General features: G+C 44.7%; 14 protein-coding genes. 9 read left to right on the top strand and 5 right to left on the bottom strand.

What is annotated here, in order from left to right; all coding sequences use genetic code 11:
* Window positions 1-7: 7 nt before the first annotated feature.
* The 8 genes from ACRRSX_RS14415 to luxS all read left to right on the top strand — a co-directional run bounded on the left by ACRRSX_RS14415 (window position 8) and on the right by luxS (window position 9514).
* Window positions 8-1141 (top strand): sodium ion-translocating decarboxylase subunit beta, encoded by a 1134-nt coding sequence (locus tag ACRRSX_RS14415; protein WP_432452495.1) that lies wholly within the window; start codon window positions 8-10, stop codon window positions 1139-1141.
* 605 nt (window positions 1142-1746) lie between these two features.
* Window positions 1747-2367 carry a beta-phosphoglucomutase family hydrolase gene (locus tag ACRRSX_RS14410; RefSeq protein ID WP_432452496.1) on the top strand — a complete coding sequence of 207 codons (621 nt, stop codon included), beginning with the start codon at window positions 1747-1749 and terminating at the stop codon, window positions 2365-2367.
* A gap of 35 nt (window positions 2368-2402) precedes the next feature.
* Complete coding sequence (locus ACRRSX_RS14405; protein WP_432452497.1) at window positions 2403-3209, top strand: rhamnogalacturonan acetylesterase; 807 nt, start codon at window positions 2403-2405, stop codon at window positions 3207-3209.
* Between the two features lie 82 nt (window positions 3210-3291).
* Window positions 3292-3783 carry a YqaA family protein gene (locus ACRRSX_RS14400; protein ID WP_432452498.1) on the top strand — a complete coding sequence of 164 codons (492 nt, stop codon included), beginning with the start codon at window positions 3292-3294 and terminating at the stop codon, window positions 3781-3783.
* A 24-nt stretch (window positions 3784-3807) separates the two neighbouring features.
* Window positions 3808-6657 (top strand): M16 family metallopeptidase, encoded by a 2850-nt coding sequence (locus ACRRSX_RS14395; RefSeq protein WP_432452499.1) that lies wholly within the window; start codon window positions 3808-3810, stop codon window positions 6655-6657.
* Window positions 6658-6743: 86 nt separating this feature from the next.
* On the top strand, window positions 6744-8321 hold the full coding sequence (gene gshA / locus ACRRSX_RS14390) for a glutamate--cysteine ligase (RefSeq protein ID WP_432452500.1): 1578 nt from the start codon (window positions 6744-6746) through the stop codon (window positions 8319-8321).
* Between the two features lie 19 nt (window positions 8322-8340).
* A complete protein-coding gene (locus ACRRSX_RS14385; RefSeq protein WP_432456169.1) occupies window positions 8341-8952 on the top strand; it encodes a hypothetical protein in 612 nt (203 codons plus the stop codon).
* 52 nt (window positions 8953-9004) lie between these two features.
* Window positions 9005-9514, top strand: coding sequence for an S-ribosylhomocysteine lyase (gene luxS / locus ACRRSX_RS14380; protein ID WP_432452501.1), 510 nt, complete (start codon window positions 9005-9007; stop codon window positions 9512-9514).
* A gap of 217 nt (window positions 9515-9731) precedes the next feature.
* Here luxS and ACRRSX_RS14375 read toward each other — a convergent pair whose 3' ends face one another.
* Together ACRRSX_RS14375 and ACRRSX_RS14370 are read right to left on the bottom strand one after the other, a co-directional pair.
* On the bottom strand, window positions 9732-11012 hold the full coding sequence (locus ACRRSX_RS14375) for an HlyC/CorC family transporter (RefSeq protein ID WP_432452502.1): 1281 nt from the start codon (window positions 11010-11012) through the stop codon (window positions 9732-9734).
* A 68-nt stretch (window positions 11013-11080) separates the two neighbouring features.
* The gene (locus tag ACRRSX_RS14370; RefSeq protein ID WP_432452503.1) at window positions 11081-11875 is read right to left on the bottom strand and encodes a cytochrome C assembly family protein; all 795 of its coding nucleotides are present in this window, start codon (window positions 11873-11875) and stop codon (window positions 11081-11083) included.
* Between the two features lie 390 nt (window positions 11876-12265).
* Here ACRRSX_RS14370 and ffh point away from each other — a divergent pair, with 390 nt between their 5' ends.
* Window positions 12266-13660, top strand: a complete 1395-nt coding sequence (gene ffh, locus ACRRSX_RS14365; protein WP_432452504.1) for a signal recognition particle protein — start codon at window positions 12266-12268, stop codon at window positions 13658-13660.
* Between the two features lie 160 nt (window positions 13661-13820).
* On the opposite strand, the gene ACRRSX_RS14360 is transcribed toward ffh, so the two are convergent.
* The 3 genes from ACRRSX_RS14360 to ACRRSX_RS14350 all read right to left on the bottom strand — a co-directional run bounded on the left by ACRRSX_RS14360 (window position 13821) and on the right by ACRRSX_RS14350 (window position 18064).
* Complete coding sequence (locus ACRRSX_RS14360) at window positions 13821-15617, bottom strand: alpha/beta fold hydrolase (RefSeq protein WP_432452505.1); 1797 nt, start codon at window positions 15615-15617, stop codon at window positions 13821-13823.
* 126 nt (window positions 15618-15743) lie between these two features.
* The gene (locus ACRRSX_RS14355; protein ID WP_432452506.1) at window positions 15744-17051 is read right to left on the bottom strand and encodes a hypothetical protein; all 1308 of its coding nucleotides are present in this window, start codon (window positions 17049-17051) and stop codon (window positions 15744-15746) included.
* 26 nt (window positions 17052-17077) lie between these two features.
* Window positions 17078-18064 carry a thrombospondin type 3 repeat-containing protein gene (locus ACRRSX_RS14350; protein ID WP_432452507.1) on the bottom strand — a complete coding sequence of 329 codons (987 nt, stop codon included), beginning with the start codon at window positions 18062-18064 and terminating at the stop codon, window positions 17078-17080.
* Between the last annotated feature and the right edge of the window lie 134 nt (window positions 18065-18198).

The following is an 18198-nucleotide window of genomic DNA, read 5'->3' as shown; positions in this document are numbered from 1 at the left end:
AGCGACAGTGGAAGGATTAATGAAGCTTTGGCTCGAAACGGGTATCGCCAATTTTGAGCTTGGTCAGGTGGTCATGATGGCAGTGGGTTTATTACTGCTATATTTGGCGATTGTCCGTAAATTTGAACCCTTATTGTTATTACCCATTGGCTTTGGTGCAGTATTAGCAAACATTCCTAACGCAGGTTTTACTGAAGAGGGTGGTTTACTGTATTACATTTATCATGTGGGGATCGAAACTGGCGTTTTCCCTTTATTGATCTTTATGGGGGTGGGGGCTTTAACGGATTTTGGGGCATTAATTGCTAATCCCAAAATGTTGTTATTAGGTGCCGCCGCTCAATTCGGGATTTTTGCGACTTTATTTGGCGCGATAGCCTTAAACTGGGTGCCTGGTTTTAACTTTACGCTTGCCGACGCATCTGCGATTGCCATTATTGGTGGTGCCGACGGACCTACGGCTATCTTTTTAGCTTCTAAATTGGCGCCTGATTTATTGGGCGCGATTGCGGTAGCTGCTTATTCTTACATGGCCTTGGTTCCGATTATTCAACCGCCTATTATGCGCGCGTTGACGACTAAACAAGAACGTGAAATTCAAATGGAACAATTACGCCCAGTTAGCATGCGGGAGAAAATAATTTTTCCAATCGCAGTGCTTGGCTTAACGATTCTGTTTTTACCAGCGGCAACGCCCTTGGTTGGGATGTTTTGTCTGGGGAATTTAATGCGTGAGAGTGGCGTGGTTGATCGTTTAAGCAAAACTGCACAAAACGAACTGATTAATATTGTAACCATTTTCCTTGGTTTGGCCGTTGGTTCTAAGTTGTCAGCTGACAAGTTCTTAACGGTTGAAACCTTAGGGATTTTGGGGCTTGGGGCGATCGCATTTGCTATTGGTACCGCTTCAGGGGTGTTGATGGCGAAAGTGATGAATCGTGTCGGGGGGGGGAATATTAACCCATTGATTGGGGCTGCTGGTGTATCGGCAGTGCCAATGGCGGCCCGAGTCGCCAATAAGGTCGGTTTAGAGGCTAATCCTCATAACTTCTTATTAATGCATGCGATGGGACCGAATGTTGCCGGAGTATTGGGTAGCGCAGTTGCCGCCGGGGTATTACTATCCTTAGTTGGTGGCTAATACTCTAACCATCTAAAAAAAGCTTGCTTAGGCAAGCTTTTTTTATGCTTAACGTGTTAACCACATCATGACGCCGAAAAAGCCAATGAGTAGGCTGCTGATTGCGATGATCCAATAATATCCTTTTCGACCTTGTTTAAAACTTAGACCGTAGTGGAACAAAAATAACGTCCACAGTATTGTAAGTAGCAAAGGAACTAAGAAGAAACGCACCATAGTTTTTCCATTATTACTCTTAACTGTTTGAATAATGTTAGTTTAACCTAAAAATATAAACTCAACCTAGTTTCGTGTTATTTTCGAGACGCTTCTCGCGTGTTGGTTTTACATCATGCTGCTTAACCCCAGATAAGACTTTGAAATTTAGGTGACCAGAGCTTAAGACAAGGATTCTGCATTGGGCATTTTAAATTTATCCCCGTGGAAAGCGACTGTGTGTTTTTCAGTTGACTCTTTCTGTGGGCATCTACTGGCTAGCGATTTGTTGTTTGCCTTAGCTGTACGGCGGTATTTACAAATTATTTTTGTCTATTTTATGAAGGCTTGTTGGTATGATGATCGGCTGAAAGGGCTGCTGTTTAGTTCTAGATAATTTCGAGTAGACAATGAATATCCAACAATACCAAGATTATGACGCTTTTATTTTTGATATGGATGGGACTTTAATCGATTCGTTGCAACAGCATCAAGCTGCTTGGGAGCGAGTATTAAAGCATTTTGCGATTCCTTACACCGCGCAGCAAATGTTGGCGATGAGTGGTATGCCAGCGGAACAAACTGTAGAAAATTTACTAGCGCAGGCCAATATGACACGGATTAAAGTGGATGCGGTGGTAGAAGCGAAAAATCAGCACTATCAGGACTTAGTTCATGCAGAAATACAGGCGACGCCGTTATTGACTGTATTTAATCACTTTCAGGGCAAAAAACCGATGTCTGTGGGCACTGGTGCTTCTCAGCAGGAAGCGGAGTTCTTGCTCAATAAATTAGGCATCGCTGAGCAATTAGTTGCCATTGTTGGCGCTGATTTGGTCGATGCTCATAAACCCGCGCCGGATACTTTCTTGTTGTGCGCGAAGTTAATGAATGTTGAGCCTCAGCGCTGTTTGGTGTTTGAAGATGCTGACGCTGGCATCATGGCGGCGAAGGCGGCTTCTATGGATGTTGTTGATGTACGACCACTGTGGCCAAATAAGTACTTTGATCAGCATCTTACACTTGAGTAAATGCGGTTATCAAGTTGTCCAGAGAGTCCACGATTATGAATAAGACCATCACTATATTACTCGCGATGTTACTCTCCCTTAGTTTTTCAGTACGCAGTAAAGAGCAGGATATGCCAAGTATTACGATTTATTTAGTTGGTGACTCAACGATGACTGACTATTCTCTCGAGTCAGCTTATATGAGTCATCGTTATCCTTTAACGGGTTGGGGGCAAGTTCTTCAACCTTTGTTGACCAAAGACAATTTGGCGGATATTGCGCTGATTTCTGGTGAACAAGCGCTGGTGGATGATCGCGCCAAGGGGGGGCGCAGTAGTCGAACTTTTTTTGAAGAAGGCCGTTGGGAAGCGGTATACCATGCCTTGCAGCCGAATGATTTGGTATTGATTCAATTTGGTCACAATGATGCTGCGCTTGAAAAGCCAGAGCGCTATGTCAATATTCAGGGTTATCAGCAGTTTTTGCGTTTATTTGTTGCGCAAACTCGTCAAAAGCAGGCTGTCCCAATCCTTGTTACCCCAGTGACCCGTAACTATCCTTGGTCTGGTGCAGTTTTAGGGAGTGCTCATGGAGCATATCCCGCAGCAATGAAGGAAGTCGCGAAACAACTCCAGGTAGATTTGATTGATTTGACGAGCTCTTCGGCTAAATATTTTTCACAGCAGGGGCGTGATTATGTCACTGAACACTATTTTATGAATCTTCCTGCAGGGATTTACCAAGCATACCCAGAGGGTAAAAGTGACAATACTCATTTTCAACCCGAAGGTGCAAAAGTTGTCGCAGCTCTCGTCTTGCAAGGCTTGAAACAGTTACAGCCTCACTCTAAGTTGGTTCAATAGCATTGGTGTTGCTTGCAGAAAGTACTGTTTTCATCGCCTGCTTAAGTGCTCTGCCTGCTGAAAGCGGCGAGAGCTCTAGTCGGTGTTGTCCACGAAATTGCAGGGGCGTCCAAAAAAAGTCGGTCGCTGCTCGGTCATTATTTTGTTAAGTTTACTGTTTTTTAGCGCTTTTAGTTCGGCGACTTTGCTGCCAGGAAGCTCGGAACTGTTGTTTAGTACATTGTTGTTACAATATCCACAGCGTTGGTTAAGTCTGCTAGTTGTGGCGAGTGTTGGCAATACCTTGGGTAGCTTATTCAGTTTCGCTATGGGGTGGGGCTTAATGGCTTCGCTCAAACGGCGTTTGGTTGGCCCTCCGAATTTAGCTCGGCAAGCGAAGGTTAAATTCTGGTTGAATAAATACGGCCCTTGGAGCTTACTGTTGAGCTGGTTGCCGCTGGTGGGTGATCTTTTGTGTTTATTGGCTGGGGCCGCTAAGTTGTCGGTCTGGCAATGCGCGATCGCGATGTTGATTGGTAAAACGGCTCGCTACGGTTTGATATTAGCCTTCGGCGCGTCACTCGCGTCGATTTAAATTGTTATAAATGAGGAAACAATAGTGCTTAGATGGTTGAGTGTTTTTAGCATTCTTTACTTAGTTGTTGGATGCTCGCAGTTTGACACGCAACAGTTGCCAACGTTGCCAGCAGGTGTGACCTTAGTTGAAGCTTCGCCCGCAAGTGACGGAGCACTCCAGATTGCCTATAAAAAATATCGTTTGGCAAACGGTCTAACCGTCATTTTATATCAAGATGATTCCGCGCCTTTAGCACATGTTGATGTGACTTATCATGTCGGTTCGAATCGCGAAGTGGTCGGGAAATCAGGATTTGCTCATTTTTTTGAACACATGATGTTCCAAGGCTCAAAACACGTCGGAGATCAGGAGCACTTTCGGATCATCAATGAGGCTGGTGGTACGATGAATGGATCGACCACCAAAGACCGTACTAATTATTATGAAACCGTGCCGGCGAATCAACTTGAAAAAGTGTTGTGGTTGGAAGCCGACCGGATGGGATTTTTACTTGATGCGGTCAGTCAAAAGAAATTCGAAATCCAGCGTGCTACGGTTAAAAATGAGCGCGCTCAACGGGTTGATAATGCGCCTTATGGTTTATTGTCGGAGCGGGTCGATGAAGCCTTATATCCTCGAGATCATCCATATTCTTGGCAGCCAATTGGTTATATCGAAGATTTAAATCGAGTGGATGTAAACGATCTTAAAGCTTTTTTCTTACGTTGGTATGGTCCGAATAACGCGGTGCTTAGTATTGGTGGTGACATCAACATTGAACAAACGCTGACTTGGGTTAATAAGTACTTTGCGACGATCCCGACCGGACCAGAAGTTCCTAAAATTAAACCGCGGCCGGCTCAATTGAGTGAGACTCGTTATATTTCTTTAGAAGATCGGGTGCATATCCCTTTACTCTACATCAGCTACCCAACGGTGTTCGCGGGAGCAAAAGACGAAGTCGCCTTGGATATGTTTTCTGAGATATTAGGCGGTGGAAAAAGTTCATTATTGTATCAATCATTGGTTGAAAGCGGTAAAGCACTATCGGCATATAGTTCTCATTATTGTCGAGAAATGGCTTGTACCTTGTCGATCGCTGTTCGGGCTAATCCGCAGGCGGGTCTGAGCTTAGCTCAGCTAGAGCAAGAAGTTGACCGAGCCATTAGTAAAGTGGCTGCGCGTGGGATGGATGCGGCTGACTTACAAAGAGTTCGCGGTTCACTCAAGGCTTCTACTATTTATAGCTTAGAAAGCGTCTCTGATGTGGTCAGCCAATTGGCTTATGGTGAAACTTTTTTTGGCCAACCGCTTTATGTGAGCAAAGTACTAGAACAATTTGACCATGTCGATGATCAACAAGTGCAACAGGCATATCGGCAGTATATTTTGGATAAACCGCGGGTCGTGATGAGTGTGGTTCCTAAGGGCCAAAGACAGTTATTGGCTGGGCCTGATAATTATCAGCCAAAAGCGCGCCAACTGCCTGTGTATCAACATATCGATGAACAGCAATTGAAGCAGGCTAAAGTCGTCGATAGTTTTGACCGAAGTATTGAACCCAGTGCGGGACCGGCGCTAACGGTAAAATTGCCACCCTTGTGGCACGGTCAGCTCCGTAATGGTTTACAGCTATTAGGCACCTCTGCGCAAGCAACACCAACGGTCACCTTACAGTTTCGCTTACCCGGAGGTAGTCTCGCCGAAGCGCCTGGTCAAGAAGGATTGGCCAAGTTAACCGCAAGAATGTTAATGCAAAGCACTCAAGGCCATAGCGCCGCAGAGTTAGCAGACCAATTAGATGAGTTGGGGGCCTCAATTAGTTTTGGTTCTGGTTTGTATAGTCAAAGTATCAGTTTGAGTTCACTGACCGAAACCCTGCCTCAAGTGCTGGATATCTTACAGCAACGTTTGTTAACGCCGGCCTTCGATGAGCAAGAGTTTGTACGTGAGAAAGCCCGTCATTTGCAAAGCATTGAGCAGAATTATAACCGACCTAGTTGGTTGGCGAGTATTGCGAGTCAGGGCCTGATTTTTGGTGAAAGCAGCCGGCTTGCAACATCCAGTGCCGGGACGAGGCAGAGTGTTAGCGCGCTTAGTCTCGAGGATGTGAAGCAATTTTGGCAGCGTCATTACCAGCCGATGGGAAGTCAATTGGTTGTGGTGAGTAACTTGGGGCAAGCTCAAATGGAGCAAGCCTTACAGCCCTTGCAACAGAAATGGCGTGGTCAAGCGAGTCCTAGTGGTCATCTTCGCATTACCGAATCAGTCAGTAAGCCGACGATTTATTTGATTGATAAGCCTGGTGCGGTGCAATCGGTAATCCGTATTGGTCGTTTGGCGATGCCCTATGATGCAACGGGTGAGTACTTCAAAGCCAACTTAATGAATTTTAACTTTGGTGGCAATTTTAACAGCCGGATCAATATGAATTTGCGCGAAGATAAGGGCTACACCTATGGGGTGAGCAGTGGCTTCTCCGGTTTTGAAGACGGCGGTAGTTTTGTGATTTCTACCGATGTTCGTCAAGATGCAAGCGCTGATGCAATTAAAGAATTACTTGCCGAGCTGGAACATTACTCAACCACCGGGCCGACAGATAAAGAACTCGCCTATATGCGTAGTGCGGTGTCTCAACAAGAAGCGCTGGCTTACGCAACGCCTTCCCAAAAAGCGTCATTTTTGATGCAGATGCAGGTACATCAACTGGATCCCAGCTTTGTTGCCCAGCAGAATCAGATTGCCGCGACAATTAGTCGTGAGACCTTGAAAAAGTTCGCGTCAAAATATTTATCACCACAACAGATGATCATCGTTGTGGTGGGTGACAAGCAACAGTTGTTGCCACAGTTAAACAAATTAGGTATGCCTGTTCAACAACTTGCATTGTAAATGGACCCGCGCTTAGGGTGGTAAAAGGATGCTAAGCTCGTTATGCTTTGCTGCACCAAGCGCTTTAACAAATAGTGAGTTTGAATTTGACTCAACAGTTTTCTAGACGGCTTGCGCAATTAAGCGCAGCAATGGCGGATACCGGCGTACAGGGTATTCAACGTGGTATCGAGCGAGAAGCTTTGCGAATAGGTGAGCAAGGTAAGTTGGCTAGCAATGGTCATCCAAAGGAACTTGGTGCGGCTTTAACTCACCCTTTGATTACCACCGATTATGCTGAAAACTTGCTGGAATTTATTACCCCAGTTTCTGATAGTGTAGAGCAGTTGTTATCGCGTTTAACTGATATACATCATCAAGCATTAAAAAAACTCGATGGACAGTGTCTATGGCCGCTTAGCATGCCTTGTTATATTGGGAATGAGCAAGATATCATTTTGGCTGACTATGGTCAGTCAAATATCGGCAAAATGAAGCATGTTTATCGACAGGGATTACGTCATCGCTATGGGAGTGCGATGCAGGTGATCTCGGGGGTTCATTATAACTTTTCGTTGCCTTCGAGTTTTTGGCAAGCTTTGCAAAAAGTTGAAGGGGATAGCCAAGATTTATCGGCGTTTATCTCGCAACGTTATATGGGATTAATCCGCAATTTCTACCGTTTTGGCTGGATGGTTGCGTATTTGTATGGTGCATCTCCAGCTCTTTGTGGTTCCTTCATGAATGCAGCTGAAAGTCAGTTAGACTTTCAGCACATGGGGAAAGGTACTTTGTACCTTCCCTTTGCAACCTCCTTACGTTTGAGTGATTTGGGTTATACCAGCGCGGATCAAAACCAGTTAGAGATTAACTATAATAGCGTTGAGGAATACGTGCATAGTGTTCGGGAAGCGGTGAGTACTCACTCTGATGGCTTTGCTGATATAGGGGTAAAGGTCGATGGTGAATATCGTCAGCTGAATGCGAATATCTTACAAATTGAGAATGAGCTATATGCTCCTATCCGAGCTAAGAGAGTGGCCAAACCGGGTCAAACTCCTTCACAAGCGTTGGCAGCAGACGGTATTGAATACATTGAAATTCGCGCTTTAGATGTCAATCCCTACAGTGCGGTTGGTGTCACCGAAGCACAAGTGAGGGTGATTGATTGTTTGTTATTGGCTTGTACCTTAATGGACTCACCGGCGATGAGTCATGCCGAACTACAAGCTTGTCGAGACAACTTTAACCAAGTCGCTATTCAAGGGCGTAACCCTTCTCTTGAACTCAATATTGCAGGTAAACAGCAGCCATTGCCGCAGCATATTGAAGAACTGTTTTTTTATATGAAACAAGCTGCCGAGCTACTCGATATCAAGCGTAGTCAGCCTGATTTTGCGATGGCTTTAGCAGAAGCTATTCAAGATGTGAGCAACGATAATAGCTATTCAGCATATTTTTTACGCTTGTTAACTACACAAGCTGCAGATAATAGTCATTTGGGCTTGCGGTGGGCGGCAGAATATCGTCAACAGATGCTGAATCATCAACCGACTAACTGGCAAGAAAAAGATTTTGCGGCCATGGCTAAGCGGAGCTTTATCGAGCAGCAGTCGATAGAAGCAGCGGATGATATGGATTTTGACCAATTTTTAATAAAGTATTTTGAAAATGCGAATCAATAAACCTGTAAACCTGACGCGGATGACACGCTGTTTATTAGCCTCGCTTGGGCTGGCAATGCTGGCGGGGTGTAGTAGTGCCCCGCCGAGAGATCCCGAAAATATATGTAGTATTTTTGAGGAAAAAAGTGATTGGTATCAGTCGGCCAAAAAAATGAATAAGAAGTGGGGAACGCCGGTCCATGTTCCTTTGGCAATGATGTACCAAGAGTCGAGCTTTAAACATAATGCTCGACCACCGATGGAGTATTGGTTTGGCTTTATTCCGGTGGGGCGTGCGAGTTCGGCCTATGGTTATAGCCAAGCAAAGACTATGACTTGGGAAGACTATGTTAGAGAAACGGGTAACTCATGGTCTTCGCGGAGTAATTTTGATGATGCCATCGATTTTATGGGCTGGTTTACTTATAAGACTCATAAAATTAATGGTGTTTCCAAGTGGGATGCTCGCAATCAATATCTTAACTACCATGAAGGTTGGGGGGGATATAAACGGGGCTCTTATAAACAAAAGCAGTGGCTCGTCAAGGTTGCCAATAGGGTTGACCAACGGTCTAAGCGTTATGCCGCGCAATATAGTAAATGTAAAGAAGATCTAGATAGTAGCTGGCTATGGCGGCTATTTTTTGCTTGAATACCCTATAAATTAAACTCCGCTTAGCTGAGTATATCCGAGAGAGATAATCATGCCTTTATTAGATAGTTTTACTGTTGATCATACCCGTATGCATGCACCTGCGGTTCGAGTCGCCAAAACCATGGCTACCCCTAGCAATGATACGATTACCGTTTTTGACCTTCGCTATTGTGTGCCTAATGAAGAGATATTGTCAGAGCGTGGTATTCACACGCTAGAGCACTTGTATGCAGGCTTCATGCGTGAGCATTTGAATTCTGAGCAGGTTGAAATTATCGACATTTCTCCTATGGGCTGTCGTACTGGTTTTTATATGAGCTTGATTGGAAGCCCTTCCGAGCAGCAGGTGGCTGAAGCTTGGTTAGCTTCGATGCATGATGTATTGGCGGTGAAAAATCAAAATGATATTCCTGAGCTAAATGAGTATCAATGTGGAACTTATACCATGCACTCTTTGGATGAAGCCAAAGCTATCGCGAGTCAGATCATTGAACGTGGTATTAGTGTGAACAAAAACGAACAATTAGCCTTATCTAAAGATATTTTGGGAACCCTTTAATACCAAATCTGATTCATTATATGATCAACTTATTGCGCAGAATAAATCTGCTGATAACAAGCTATGAAGTGAAGTAACTCGTGGTTTTAATTACAAGATACATCACGCAGTTAGCGGTGATTTAGACCCGTAAGAATGAATAGCTAATGAGTTAGATTGGTATCAATAGGCGCTTATAAAACTAAAAAGCCAGCAAAATGCTGGCTTTTTAGTTGCTTTAATTTGATTTGGGTTTGTTATAAAAAGCAGGCATAACTCGCGCTAGGCTCACCGTATTATTTTCAATTTCAACAATTTCTATGGGATAGCCACTCAGTCTCAAGCATAGGTTGGCTTCAGGGATATCTTCTAAATACTCGATGATCAAACCATTTAAGGTTTTAGGACCATCGATAGGAAAAGACCACGCCATTTCTTTATTGAGGTCGCGAATGTTAACCGTACCTTCAATTAAGTAGCTTCCATCAATTTGTGGATGAATTTCATCGCTGGGGGCTGGTGCCATGCTCGTGGTAAAGTCACCCACAATTTCTTCCAGAATATCTTCAAGCGTCACCAAGCCTTGAATATCACCATACTCATCAACAATTAGCCCAATCCGCTCTTTGCGGCGTTGAAACTTTAATAACTGTACATTAAGTGGGGTGCCTTCTGGGATGAAATAAATTTCCTTGGCCGCGCGTAACATTGAGGTCTTATCAAATTGTTCACGAGATAGCAGCCTCAGCGCATCCCTAGAGTGGACAAAACCAACCGAGTCATCGATAGAGTCGCGAAATAGCAAGATTTTAGTATGCGTACTTTGAGTGAGTTGCCGAAGAATGCTATCCCAATCGTCATTGATGTCGATCGCTGCAATTTCGTTGCGGGGGATCATAATGTCATCAACGGTGACTTTTTCTAGATCGAGAATACTGAGTAGCATGTCTTGGTGGCGTTTCGGGATCATCGTCCCCGCTTCATCGACTACGGTGCGTAATTCATCAGGATTTAAAGCCTCATCGCCCTTACTATTCGGATTCACACCCAACAGGCGTAATATTCCATTCGTCACTGCATTGGTGGCCCAAATCACAGGGAATAGCAATTTCATGAGTGGGCGAAGTAACAGTGAGGCTGGAAAGGCAATCCGTTCAGGGTAGAGTGCCGCCATGGTTTTTGGTGTGACTTCAGCAAAAATCAAAATGGCGAAGGTTAGTGCCAGTGTTGCGATCGCTACACCGACATCGCCGAATAGGCGTAAGCCAATAATGGTGGCAATTGCTGATGCCAAAATATTAACTAAGTTATTGCCAATAAGGATCAAACCGATCAGCCGATCAGGACGCTGTAATAGCTTGTCGACCCGTTTTGCCGCTTTATGTTTGGTATTGACTAAGTGCCGAAGCCGATATCGATTAAGCGACATCATGCCAGTTTCGGAGCTAGAGAAAAAAGCAGAACAAACTATGAGGAACACGAGCAGTATTAATAAGCTACTCGTTGAGATGTCGTTCAAACAGGAAAATCCTTGGTAAATATAAGGGACTAATTTATATGTTGAGTTTAAGGGCTGTCAAGTGATGTTTATGAGCCGATGATGATTTCTTTAACAAAGCGTGAGCCAAAATAGGCGAGAGTGAGCAAGATTGAGCCACTGACAGTCATCACAACCACTGTTTTACCTCGCCATCCCCGATAATGTTGTCCCCATAATAAACTAGCGTAAATTATCCAGGCCAATAGGCTAAACAGTGCCTTATGAGCCTGCCCATGGGCAAAAAACTGATTTAAGAAAATGAAGCCGCTGAGTAGCGAGATACTGAGTAATACAAAACCTAGTCGAATTAGAGTAAATAGTTGTTTCTCAATTCTCATTAATGAAGGTAACGCAGGGTGGATTGCGCCAGGCTTATGCCGCTTCAACGTCCAATCTAGGTAGGCCATTTGCAGGGCATAAAGGCTGGCAATCATTAACACCGTGAATGCTGCCAGCGCGACGCAAATATGGATCAGCACCTGTGGTTTCAATTCTAGATGAAGAATGTAATCACTTGGAATTAATACCGCTAAAAATATGCTAATAATCGAAAATAGGTAAGTAACTGGAAGGATAAACCAAAGCTTAAAGGGCTTGGCCAGTACGGTGACACTCAAGGAAATTAATAGGCTCACTAAGGCCGCGACATTGAATAGACTAAGGTCTTGGCCTTGGGCTAAAAATAAATGCTGAAATTCCCAGATGCCATGCAGAGCCATGCCACAAGCGGCACTTAGCCACAGCCACTTATTGGCGCCAGCCTGTTTATTCTGCAGCCCAGAAATGCATACATAGGATGCTAATAGATAAAATATGGTGGTAGGGAGTACCAATACATTCATGATTTAAAGCTAACTAACTAATTGTTTGAAATCAGTATACTCGGCCTATCCAATCAGAGCTAGAATTAGCGTTTAGAAAATGTTGCTTGCTAACCATTGATCTTTGGTGATGGGTGTTTTTCGGTGAGAAAAGGCGTTAAATCATGGTGATAGGTTCTCCTTAAAGCGAGAAAAATTTAATTGAAAGCTTTGGCTTGAAGCCTCCATGCGGCATATCTCACCATTTTCGACGCGCTATTGCTTGCTTTTGTCGACTGGCTCAGCGGTGTAGGCTCCACCTTTTCGCAAGATCCGATAAACAGCTGCAAAAATAATCTCGAAAGATAAACAAGCCCTAGGGTATAATGCCAGCGCTGAACGATGCTCGTTATATGATCAACAGGAAAAAGCATGTTTGAAAACTTATCTGATCGACTCTCGAAAACCTTAAAAAATATTAGTGGCCGTGGCCGTTTAACCGAAGACAATATCAAAGATACGCTACGCGAAGTTCGGATGGCTTTATTGGAAGCCGACGTTGCTTTACCTGTGGTTCGTGAGTTTGTAAAAAAAGTAAAAGAACGTGCCTTAGGTCAAGAAGTTAACAAGAGCCTTAGCCCAGGCCAGGTATTTGTTAAAATCGTACAGCAAGAGCTTGAAGCGGCGATGGGGGATTCTAACGAAAGCCTCAATTTGGCGGTACAACCGCCAGCCGTGGTGATGATGGCGGGTTTACAAGGGGCGGGTAAAACCACCAGTGTCGCCAAACTTGCTAAGTATCTGAAAGAACGTGAAAAGAAAAAAGTGATGGTGGTCAGTGCCGACGTTTATCGTCCGGCGGCGATCAAACAGTTAGAAACCCTCGCCACAGAAGTGGACGCAATTTTCTACCCGAGTCACGAAAAACAAAACCCGGTGGATATTGTCAACGCAGCCATTGTAGAAGCGAGAAAACAGTTTGCTGACGTATTAATCGTCGATACCGCTGGTCGTTTACATGTTGATGAAGACATGATGGACGAAATTAAGGCCTTGCATCAAGCGGTTGACCCAGTCGAAACCTTATTTGTGGTGGATGCGATGACCGGCCAAGATGCTGCAAATACGGCTCAAGCCTTTAATCAGGCATTGCCGCTTACCGGTGTGATCTTAACCAAGACCGATGGTGATGCGCGTGGTGGCGCGGCGCTGTCGATCCGTCATATCACTGGTAAGCCGATTAAATTTATGGGGGTTGGTGAAAAAACCGACGCTCTAGAACCCTTCCATCCAGATCGTATTGCGTCACGTATTTTAGGGATGGGTGATGTTTTATCGTTGATTGAAGAAGTTGAGCGTAAGGTTGATAAAGATCAAGCGCAAAAACTTGCCAAAAAAGTACAAAAGGGTAAGGGGTTTGATCTAGAAGACTTCCGCGAGCAGTTGGTTCAAATGAAGAATATGGGTGGCATGATGGGCATGCTGGATAAGTTGCCCGGTATGGGACAAGTCCCCGCTAACGTGAAAGATCAAATGAATGATAAGTTGACCAATCAAATGGAAGCTATCATTAACTCGATGACGCCGGGTGAGCGTAAGCAACCGGAGATCATTAAGGGCTCGCGTAAGCGTCGAATCGCTGCTGGTTCTGGGACTCAAATTCAAGATGTAAACAAGTTATTAAAACAGTTTACTCAAATGCAGAAAATGATGAAGAAGATGTCGGGTAAAGGTGGCATGCGTAAAATGATGGGCCAAATGAAAGGGATGATGCCTCCAGGTGGGATGGGCGGCTTCGGCGGTGGCAGAGGCCCCGGTCGTTTTTAGTCGTGACCCTTGAGACTAAAACCCAGCGCCTTGCTGGGTTTTTGCTTTTTAGCGGATGCTTTTGTTAAATATAGGTGCGACCTAGATGTATAACAGAGGCAAATTCAGGGGCGTGTCACGTCGCAATGAACCTGTCCTCGCAGACCGTTAGGTGAACTATCTACACGACGCATTGCTCAGCCATGTGGTGGCTTTCTTTTATATGCTTGAGTATTTTGTCCCAGCAATGATAAATCAGCAGATGACCATGTGGTTTCAATTCATATAGTTTGGTATTGGGTAGCGCGTTACACAATAAACGAGCGAGTTGAACAGGGACGTGCTGGTCTTGGCTACCATGCCACATGCTGATGGGGGTTTCTATGGCTGAAAAGTCGATTGACCAGTCTTGACTTAATAAAGTCAGTTCATGAGAAAATGCAGTCGGTCCTTGGCGCATCGCTTCTCGAAAAGCTAATAAAAAGTTATTCATCAGCTCTGGCTCTGAAAGGGCATTGGCATCACTTTCACATAAAAATTGGTAAACTTGATCGAAGTAACGTTCAGGATTGTCCATTACATTACGCGCAATAAATGTAAATAGTGGGTGGATAATACTGGGGGCATTGAGTGCGATATAAGCCAATAGTTTATTACTGGTTTTTACCCCATGTAGTAGTTTGATTGGTTGATAAGGCGTCACGCTACTAATCAATGTTGTGTGAATGATACGTTCAGGGGCCAGTGCTGTGAGAGCTAAAGCAAATGGTCCGCCGCCGCAGAACCCCGCGACGCAAAACTTTTCCAGTTGTAATCGGTCCGCGAGTTGTAGAGCGTCTTGGGCCGATTGCTCCAAGCAAGGTTTATCGCTTGCTGTTGTGAGGCCAAACCCAGCGCGATCAGCAGTGATTAATCGCAGCCCTTGCTCATATATCAAGTTTTTATTGGGGTGTTGTTGCAGCCTTGAACCCGTGCTCGGATGGAACATGATAAGCGGCAGGTCACTGCTTCGACCAATATCGCTATAGCCAAGCTGGCGTTCGCCGAGTTTCAGTTGATGGTGGTAACAAGGCGCGTTCAGGTGTTGCTGTTGTAATAAACTGGTGACAGTGGATACTGATGTTTTGTTGGTGGCGCTACTTGTAAGCGCAAGTTTGATCAGTTCGCTTTGCCTATGGCAGCCAGTTTTCGCAAAAATAGCTTTCAATTGGCTGCGTACGGTATTGATTGAGACTTTATTTTTTTCGGCAATTTGATGCAGAGTGCGTTCTTCAAGCAGTAGTGCCACAATTCGTAATTCCGCAGGACTGATGTTGTAGCTTAAAGCAAAACCTTCAAGATCAAGCTCCACCTGTGCTTCCGCGCAGGCGATTAATGCCAGTACTTGTCCAGTCTGTTGCCATCTATCCATGACTCTTGAGAGGTTTAAGCTAATCGGTTGCGCTTGGAAACTTTCACGGAGTTGCAGAGTTAATGAGTGGTGTTGAGGGTTGGCGGCGGATAGCTGCTCAATCGCTTGATTGAATTGTCGCTGAAGATGGTGTTCGGCTAATTGCAGACGATTATTGTATAAATTTATTGCGGTGGTTTTTTCTAAGGCATGTCGCGCTTGTTGATTGAGTTGCAATACTTCACCCGCTGCGGATAAAAGCAAAGCGGGTAAGGGAAGTTGCTCAAATAGTTGTTGCTGTAAGGCTTGTTGATCTTGTTCTTTGGTGAGTTGTTGGCAAATTTGAGCACTGCGTTGTAAGTGGTCGACTAAGTGTTCGAATGACGCAGTTGGTGAGATGGGGCTTATCGTGTGCAGTTGTCCAGCCCCCATACTCAGCATTGTCTGCTCGCTGACTTGCTGTTGAGATGATAATCGGGGCAGTAGTTCAACAATTTGTTCTAATAATTCAGGCCATAATGCAGGGTTTAGTGAGGTATCATAAATCTTAGCGATAAGGTTTTCAGATAGTGGCTCCGTGTTGTGCATAATACCCTTTCATTCGATGCTTTCGTCTACGGAAATGAAAATCACGTTAACTAGACCGACGACAAAGATAAAGTAAAATTAGATGCTAACTGTAAAAAGTTAGCATCTAGATCAATTGATCATGATTTAGTTCATATTTGGACAATCGTTGGGAAAGCCTTTATTGCTGGCGAATGACCAGCCATCTACATTGGCATAGCGGTTAAAATTGTTACACATAGCATCAATCGGGTAGGCAAGTTCAAAATAGCTAAATCCGCCGAAGTCACTATTGCTGCTCGCGGTGCTACCAAGTACAAAGCTTTCATTTGAAATGACGCTAGCGTTACGTACAAACAAAGCACTGTTTATGGTGAAATTGGCGGCATCGACTTTCGCAGATTGAAGTTCCACTTTGTCTGCGTAGACTTGCTTGGTCCATAGGCTAGAGCCTGAGCGAAGCGTGAGTTCTGCAACGGGGTCATTGAGTGTACCGATAGCATCTACGTCGATCGAGGCATTACCTTCCAATTCGATATTGTTGGCAGTCATTGTGTTTCCGCCCAAAGAGGAAGAGCTACCGATATAAACTGTGTCCGCTCTTAGATCGCCTTCGATTAATAGACCACCATTATTAAATAGGTCTAACTCGTTTGCCATGCTGGCATTATATACGGTACCGCCTGCATTGGTGCGTATTCGCAAGTTATCAACCAGCAAGGAACCTTCGCCAAGGTGCTTGAATCCAGATGCGTTACTTGCGGTTAATTCAGCACTGCTTAAATTGGTATATTCCATGCTGCTTGCGGTATCAAGTAGGATCAGTTGCGCTTTACCTTCGGGAGAAAAAAAGAATAAACGAGATGATAAAGTTGCAACAAACTTTAAACCGTCGACATCATCGTTATATACGATCGATGATGTTCCTGTCGCCAGTAATTCACTGCCCGCAGGGTAAGTGTTATTTTCAAAATAGACGGCGCTTCCTGCATCGATGAAGGCTGCACGATTACTATCGGTGTTGCCTAAAATGCTGGTGCCGATGATATTCACATCCTGCTTACCAACGACTTTGATTAAGCTATCAATGCTACCACCGGTGATTTTAATGTTGTCACGACTGATCACGAGTTCGGCATTGCCATCACCGGCGCAGGTTCCTGTTAGCGTTAAACTTACAAAACGCTCCGAGCCAGGGTTGGCAAAGTAATCGTTGAGCGCATCGGCATTGCTAGCACAGTCAATATCGAGCGTAATGGCCTGATTGTTTGGGGTGGTACTTGAGTTTGCCAAGCGCTCTAGGTAGCTAAAATTGCCGTTCATCTCATTGGCTTTAATGGTCTCTCCTGCTTTAAACGTGGTTAAAGTTGTGGGGCTTGTATCGGCGGCAGCTATTCCAGTGCTTAGTACGATGTAGCAGGTGAGCATTGAGAGTGAATTATTAAACTTTTTCATTATCTGGTCCTTTAGATATTTTTAAATTATTGCCATGTAGCTTGGTCAAATACGGCCTTATCAAAAGTTGCGGCTGGCTTGGGCTCACAAGCATCCCCTATGCCGTTGTCGTTGCTATCGGTCTGCTGGCTATTGGCGACATTTTTACAATTATCATGGTTGTCACCGACACCATCGTTGTCTGCATCTTGGGTTTCACTGGCATTGTTGGGGAATTTATCAGCATTATCGCCGATGCCATCGTTGTCACTATCGCTTGTTTCATTGGCATTATTCGGATAACGATCTTGTTTATCTAATACGCCATCGTTATCGTCATCGTCGTCGTCAATCACCTTTGCCAGTTCACCGTTGTTAATGATGATGGTTTCCTCTTCAGTGACGCTTGCAAGCAATTGTTTATTTTGTTGATAGCTTTCGACGATTTGACTGGCCGCACCCGCCGACTGGCTATCAATCGGCATTAATTGCGCTTCAACGAGTAGTTGCGCATAGCGTGCTGTTTCACTGTTTTGTTGACTGATAAAGTCACCGAGGATACTTTCAGGATCAATATGCAAGTCACTCGCAATTGCCTGCTTGGCTTGTTCTACGCTTAATTCGCTATCATTTTGCATTGCGAGATGCACTAAGGTTGAGAGCGGCGATATCTTGGTTTGTCCTGCCGGAGCAGCCATGAGATAACTAAAACTAATGGTTTGCTCTGGCGCGTCTTGGTCGATAGTTTGTCCTGCAATTGCCTTGACTACAATGGGGTATTTTGCGTAATCGGGGTAGTCGCTAACAATGAGAATCGCTTTGCCGCCTTCTCCTGATGTCGCAATTGGTTCTCGATTGTTCCATATATAATCGCCATTGATATCCAGCCAAACTGAAGCGTTTTGTAGATAGCCGTCGATGGCGGTCGCTTCGAGTGTTAACTGGCCAATCGGTGGTTTATCTTCACCTCCGCCGCAGCCACTTAAGCTTATCGCCATCCCAACTGCTAAGGCTAAAGGATGTAGTTTTTTCATGATTGTCCCTTTATGAGTTGATCTGCCAAAGTGATAGATTTGGCGACCTCAAGATATAAAAGAGGCCATTTTCACGCATCACCTAAATGGGTGATAGGAAGGAAAATAACGGGTCAACTAAGGGCGAGGTTGGT

The sequence above is a fragment of the Agarivorans sp. QJM3NY_30 genome (assembly GCF_050870855.2).
Classification (GTDB): Bacteria; Pseudomonadota; Gammaproteobacteria; order Enterobacterales; family Celerinatantimonadaceae; genus Agarivorans.
This window is presented reverse-complemented; position numbering and strand designations above follow the sequence as displayed.

Bases quoted from the DNA above. Each gene is read 5' to 3' on its own strand.
- ACRRSX_RS14410 (WP_432452496.1), top strand. From the start codon at position 1,747: ATGAATATCCAACAATACCAAGATTATGACGCTTTTATTTTTGATATG.
- ACRRSX_RS14405 (WP_432452497.1), top strand. From the start codon at position 2,403: ATGAATAAGACCATCACTATATTACTCGCGATGTTACTCTCCCTTAGT.
- ACRRSX_RS14385 (WP_432456169.1), top strand. From the start codon at position 8,341: ATGACACGCTGTTTATTAGCCTCGCTTGGGCTGGCAATGCTGGCGGGG.
- luxS (WP_432452501.1), top strand. From the start codon at position 9,005: ATGCCTTTATTAGATAGTTTTACTGTTGATCATACCCGTATGCATGCA.
- ACRRSX_RS14370 (WP_432452503.1), bottom strand. From the start codon at position 11,875: ATGAATGTATTGGTACTCCCTACCACCATATTTTATCTATTAGCATCC.
- ffh (WP_432452504.1), top strand. From the start codon at position 12,266: ATGTTTGAAAACTTATCTGATCGACTCTCGAAAACCTTAAAAAATATT.
- ACRRSX_RS14360 (WP_432452505.1), bottom strand. From the start codon at position 15,617: ATGCACAACACGGAGCCACTATCTGAAAACCTTATCGCTAAGATTTAT.
- ACRRSX_RS14355 (WP_432452506.1), bottom strand. From the start codon at position 17,051: ATGAAAAAGTTTAATAATTCACTCTCAATGCTCACCTGCTACATCGTA.
- ACRRSX_RS14350 (WP_432452507.1), bottom strand. From the start codon at position 18,064: ATGAAAAAACTACATCCTTTAGCCTTAGCAGTTGGGATGGCGATAAGC.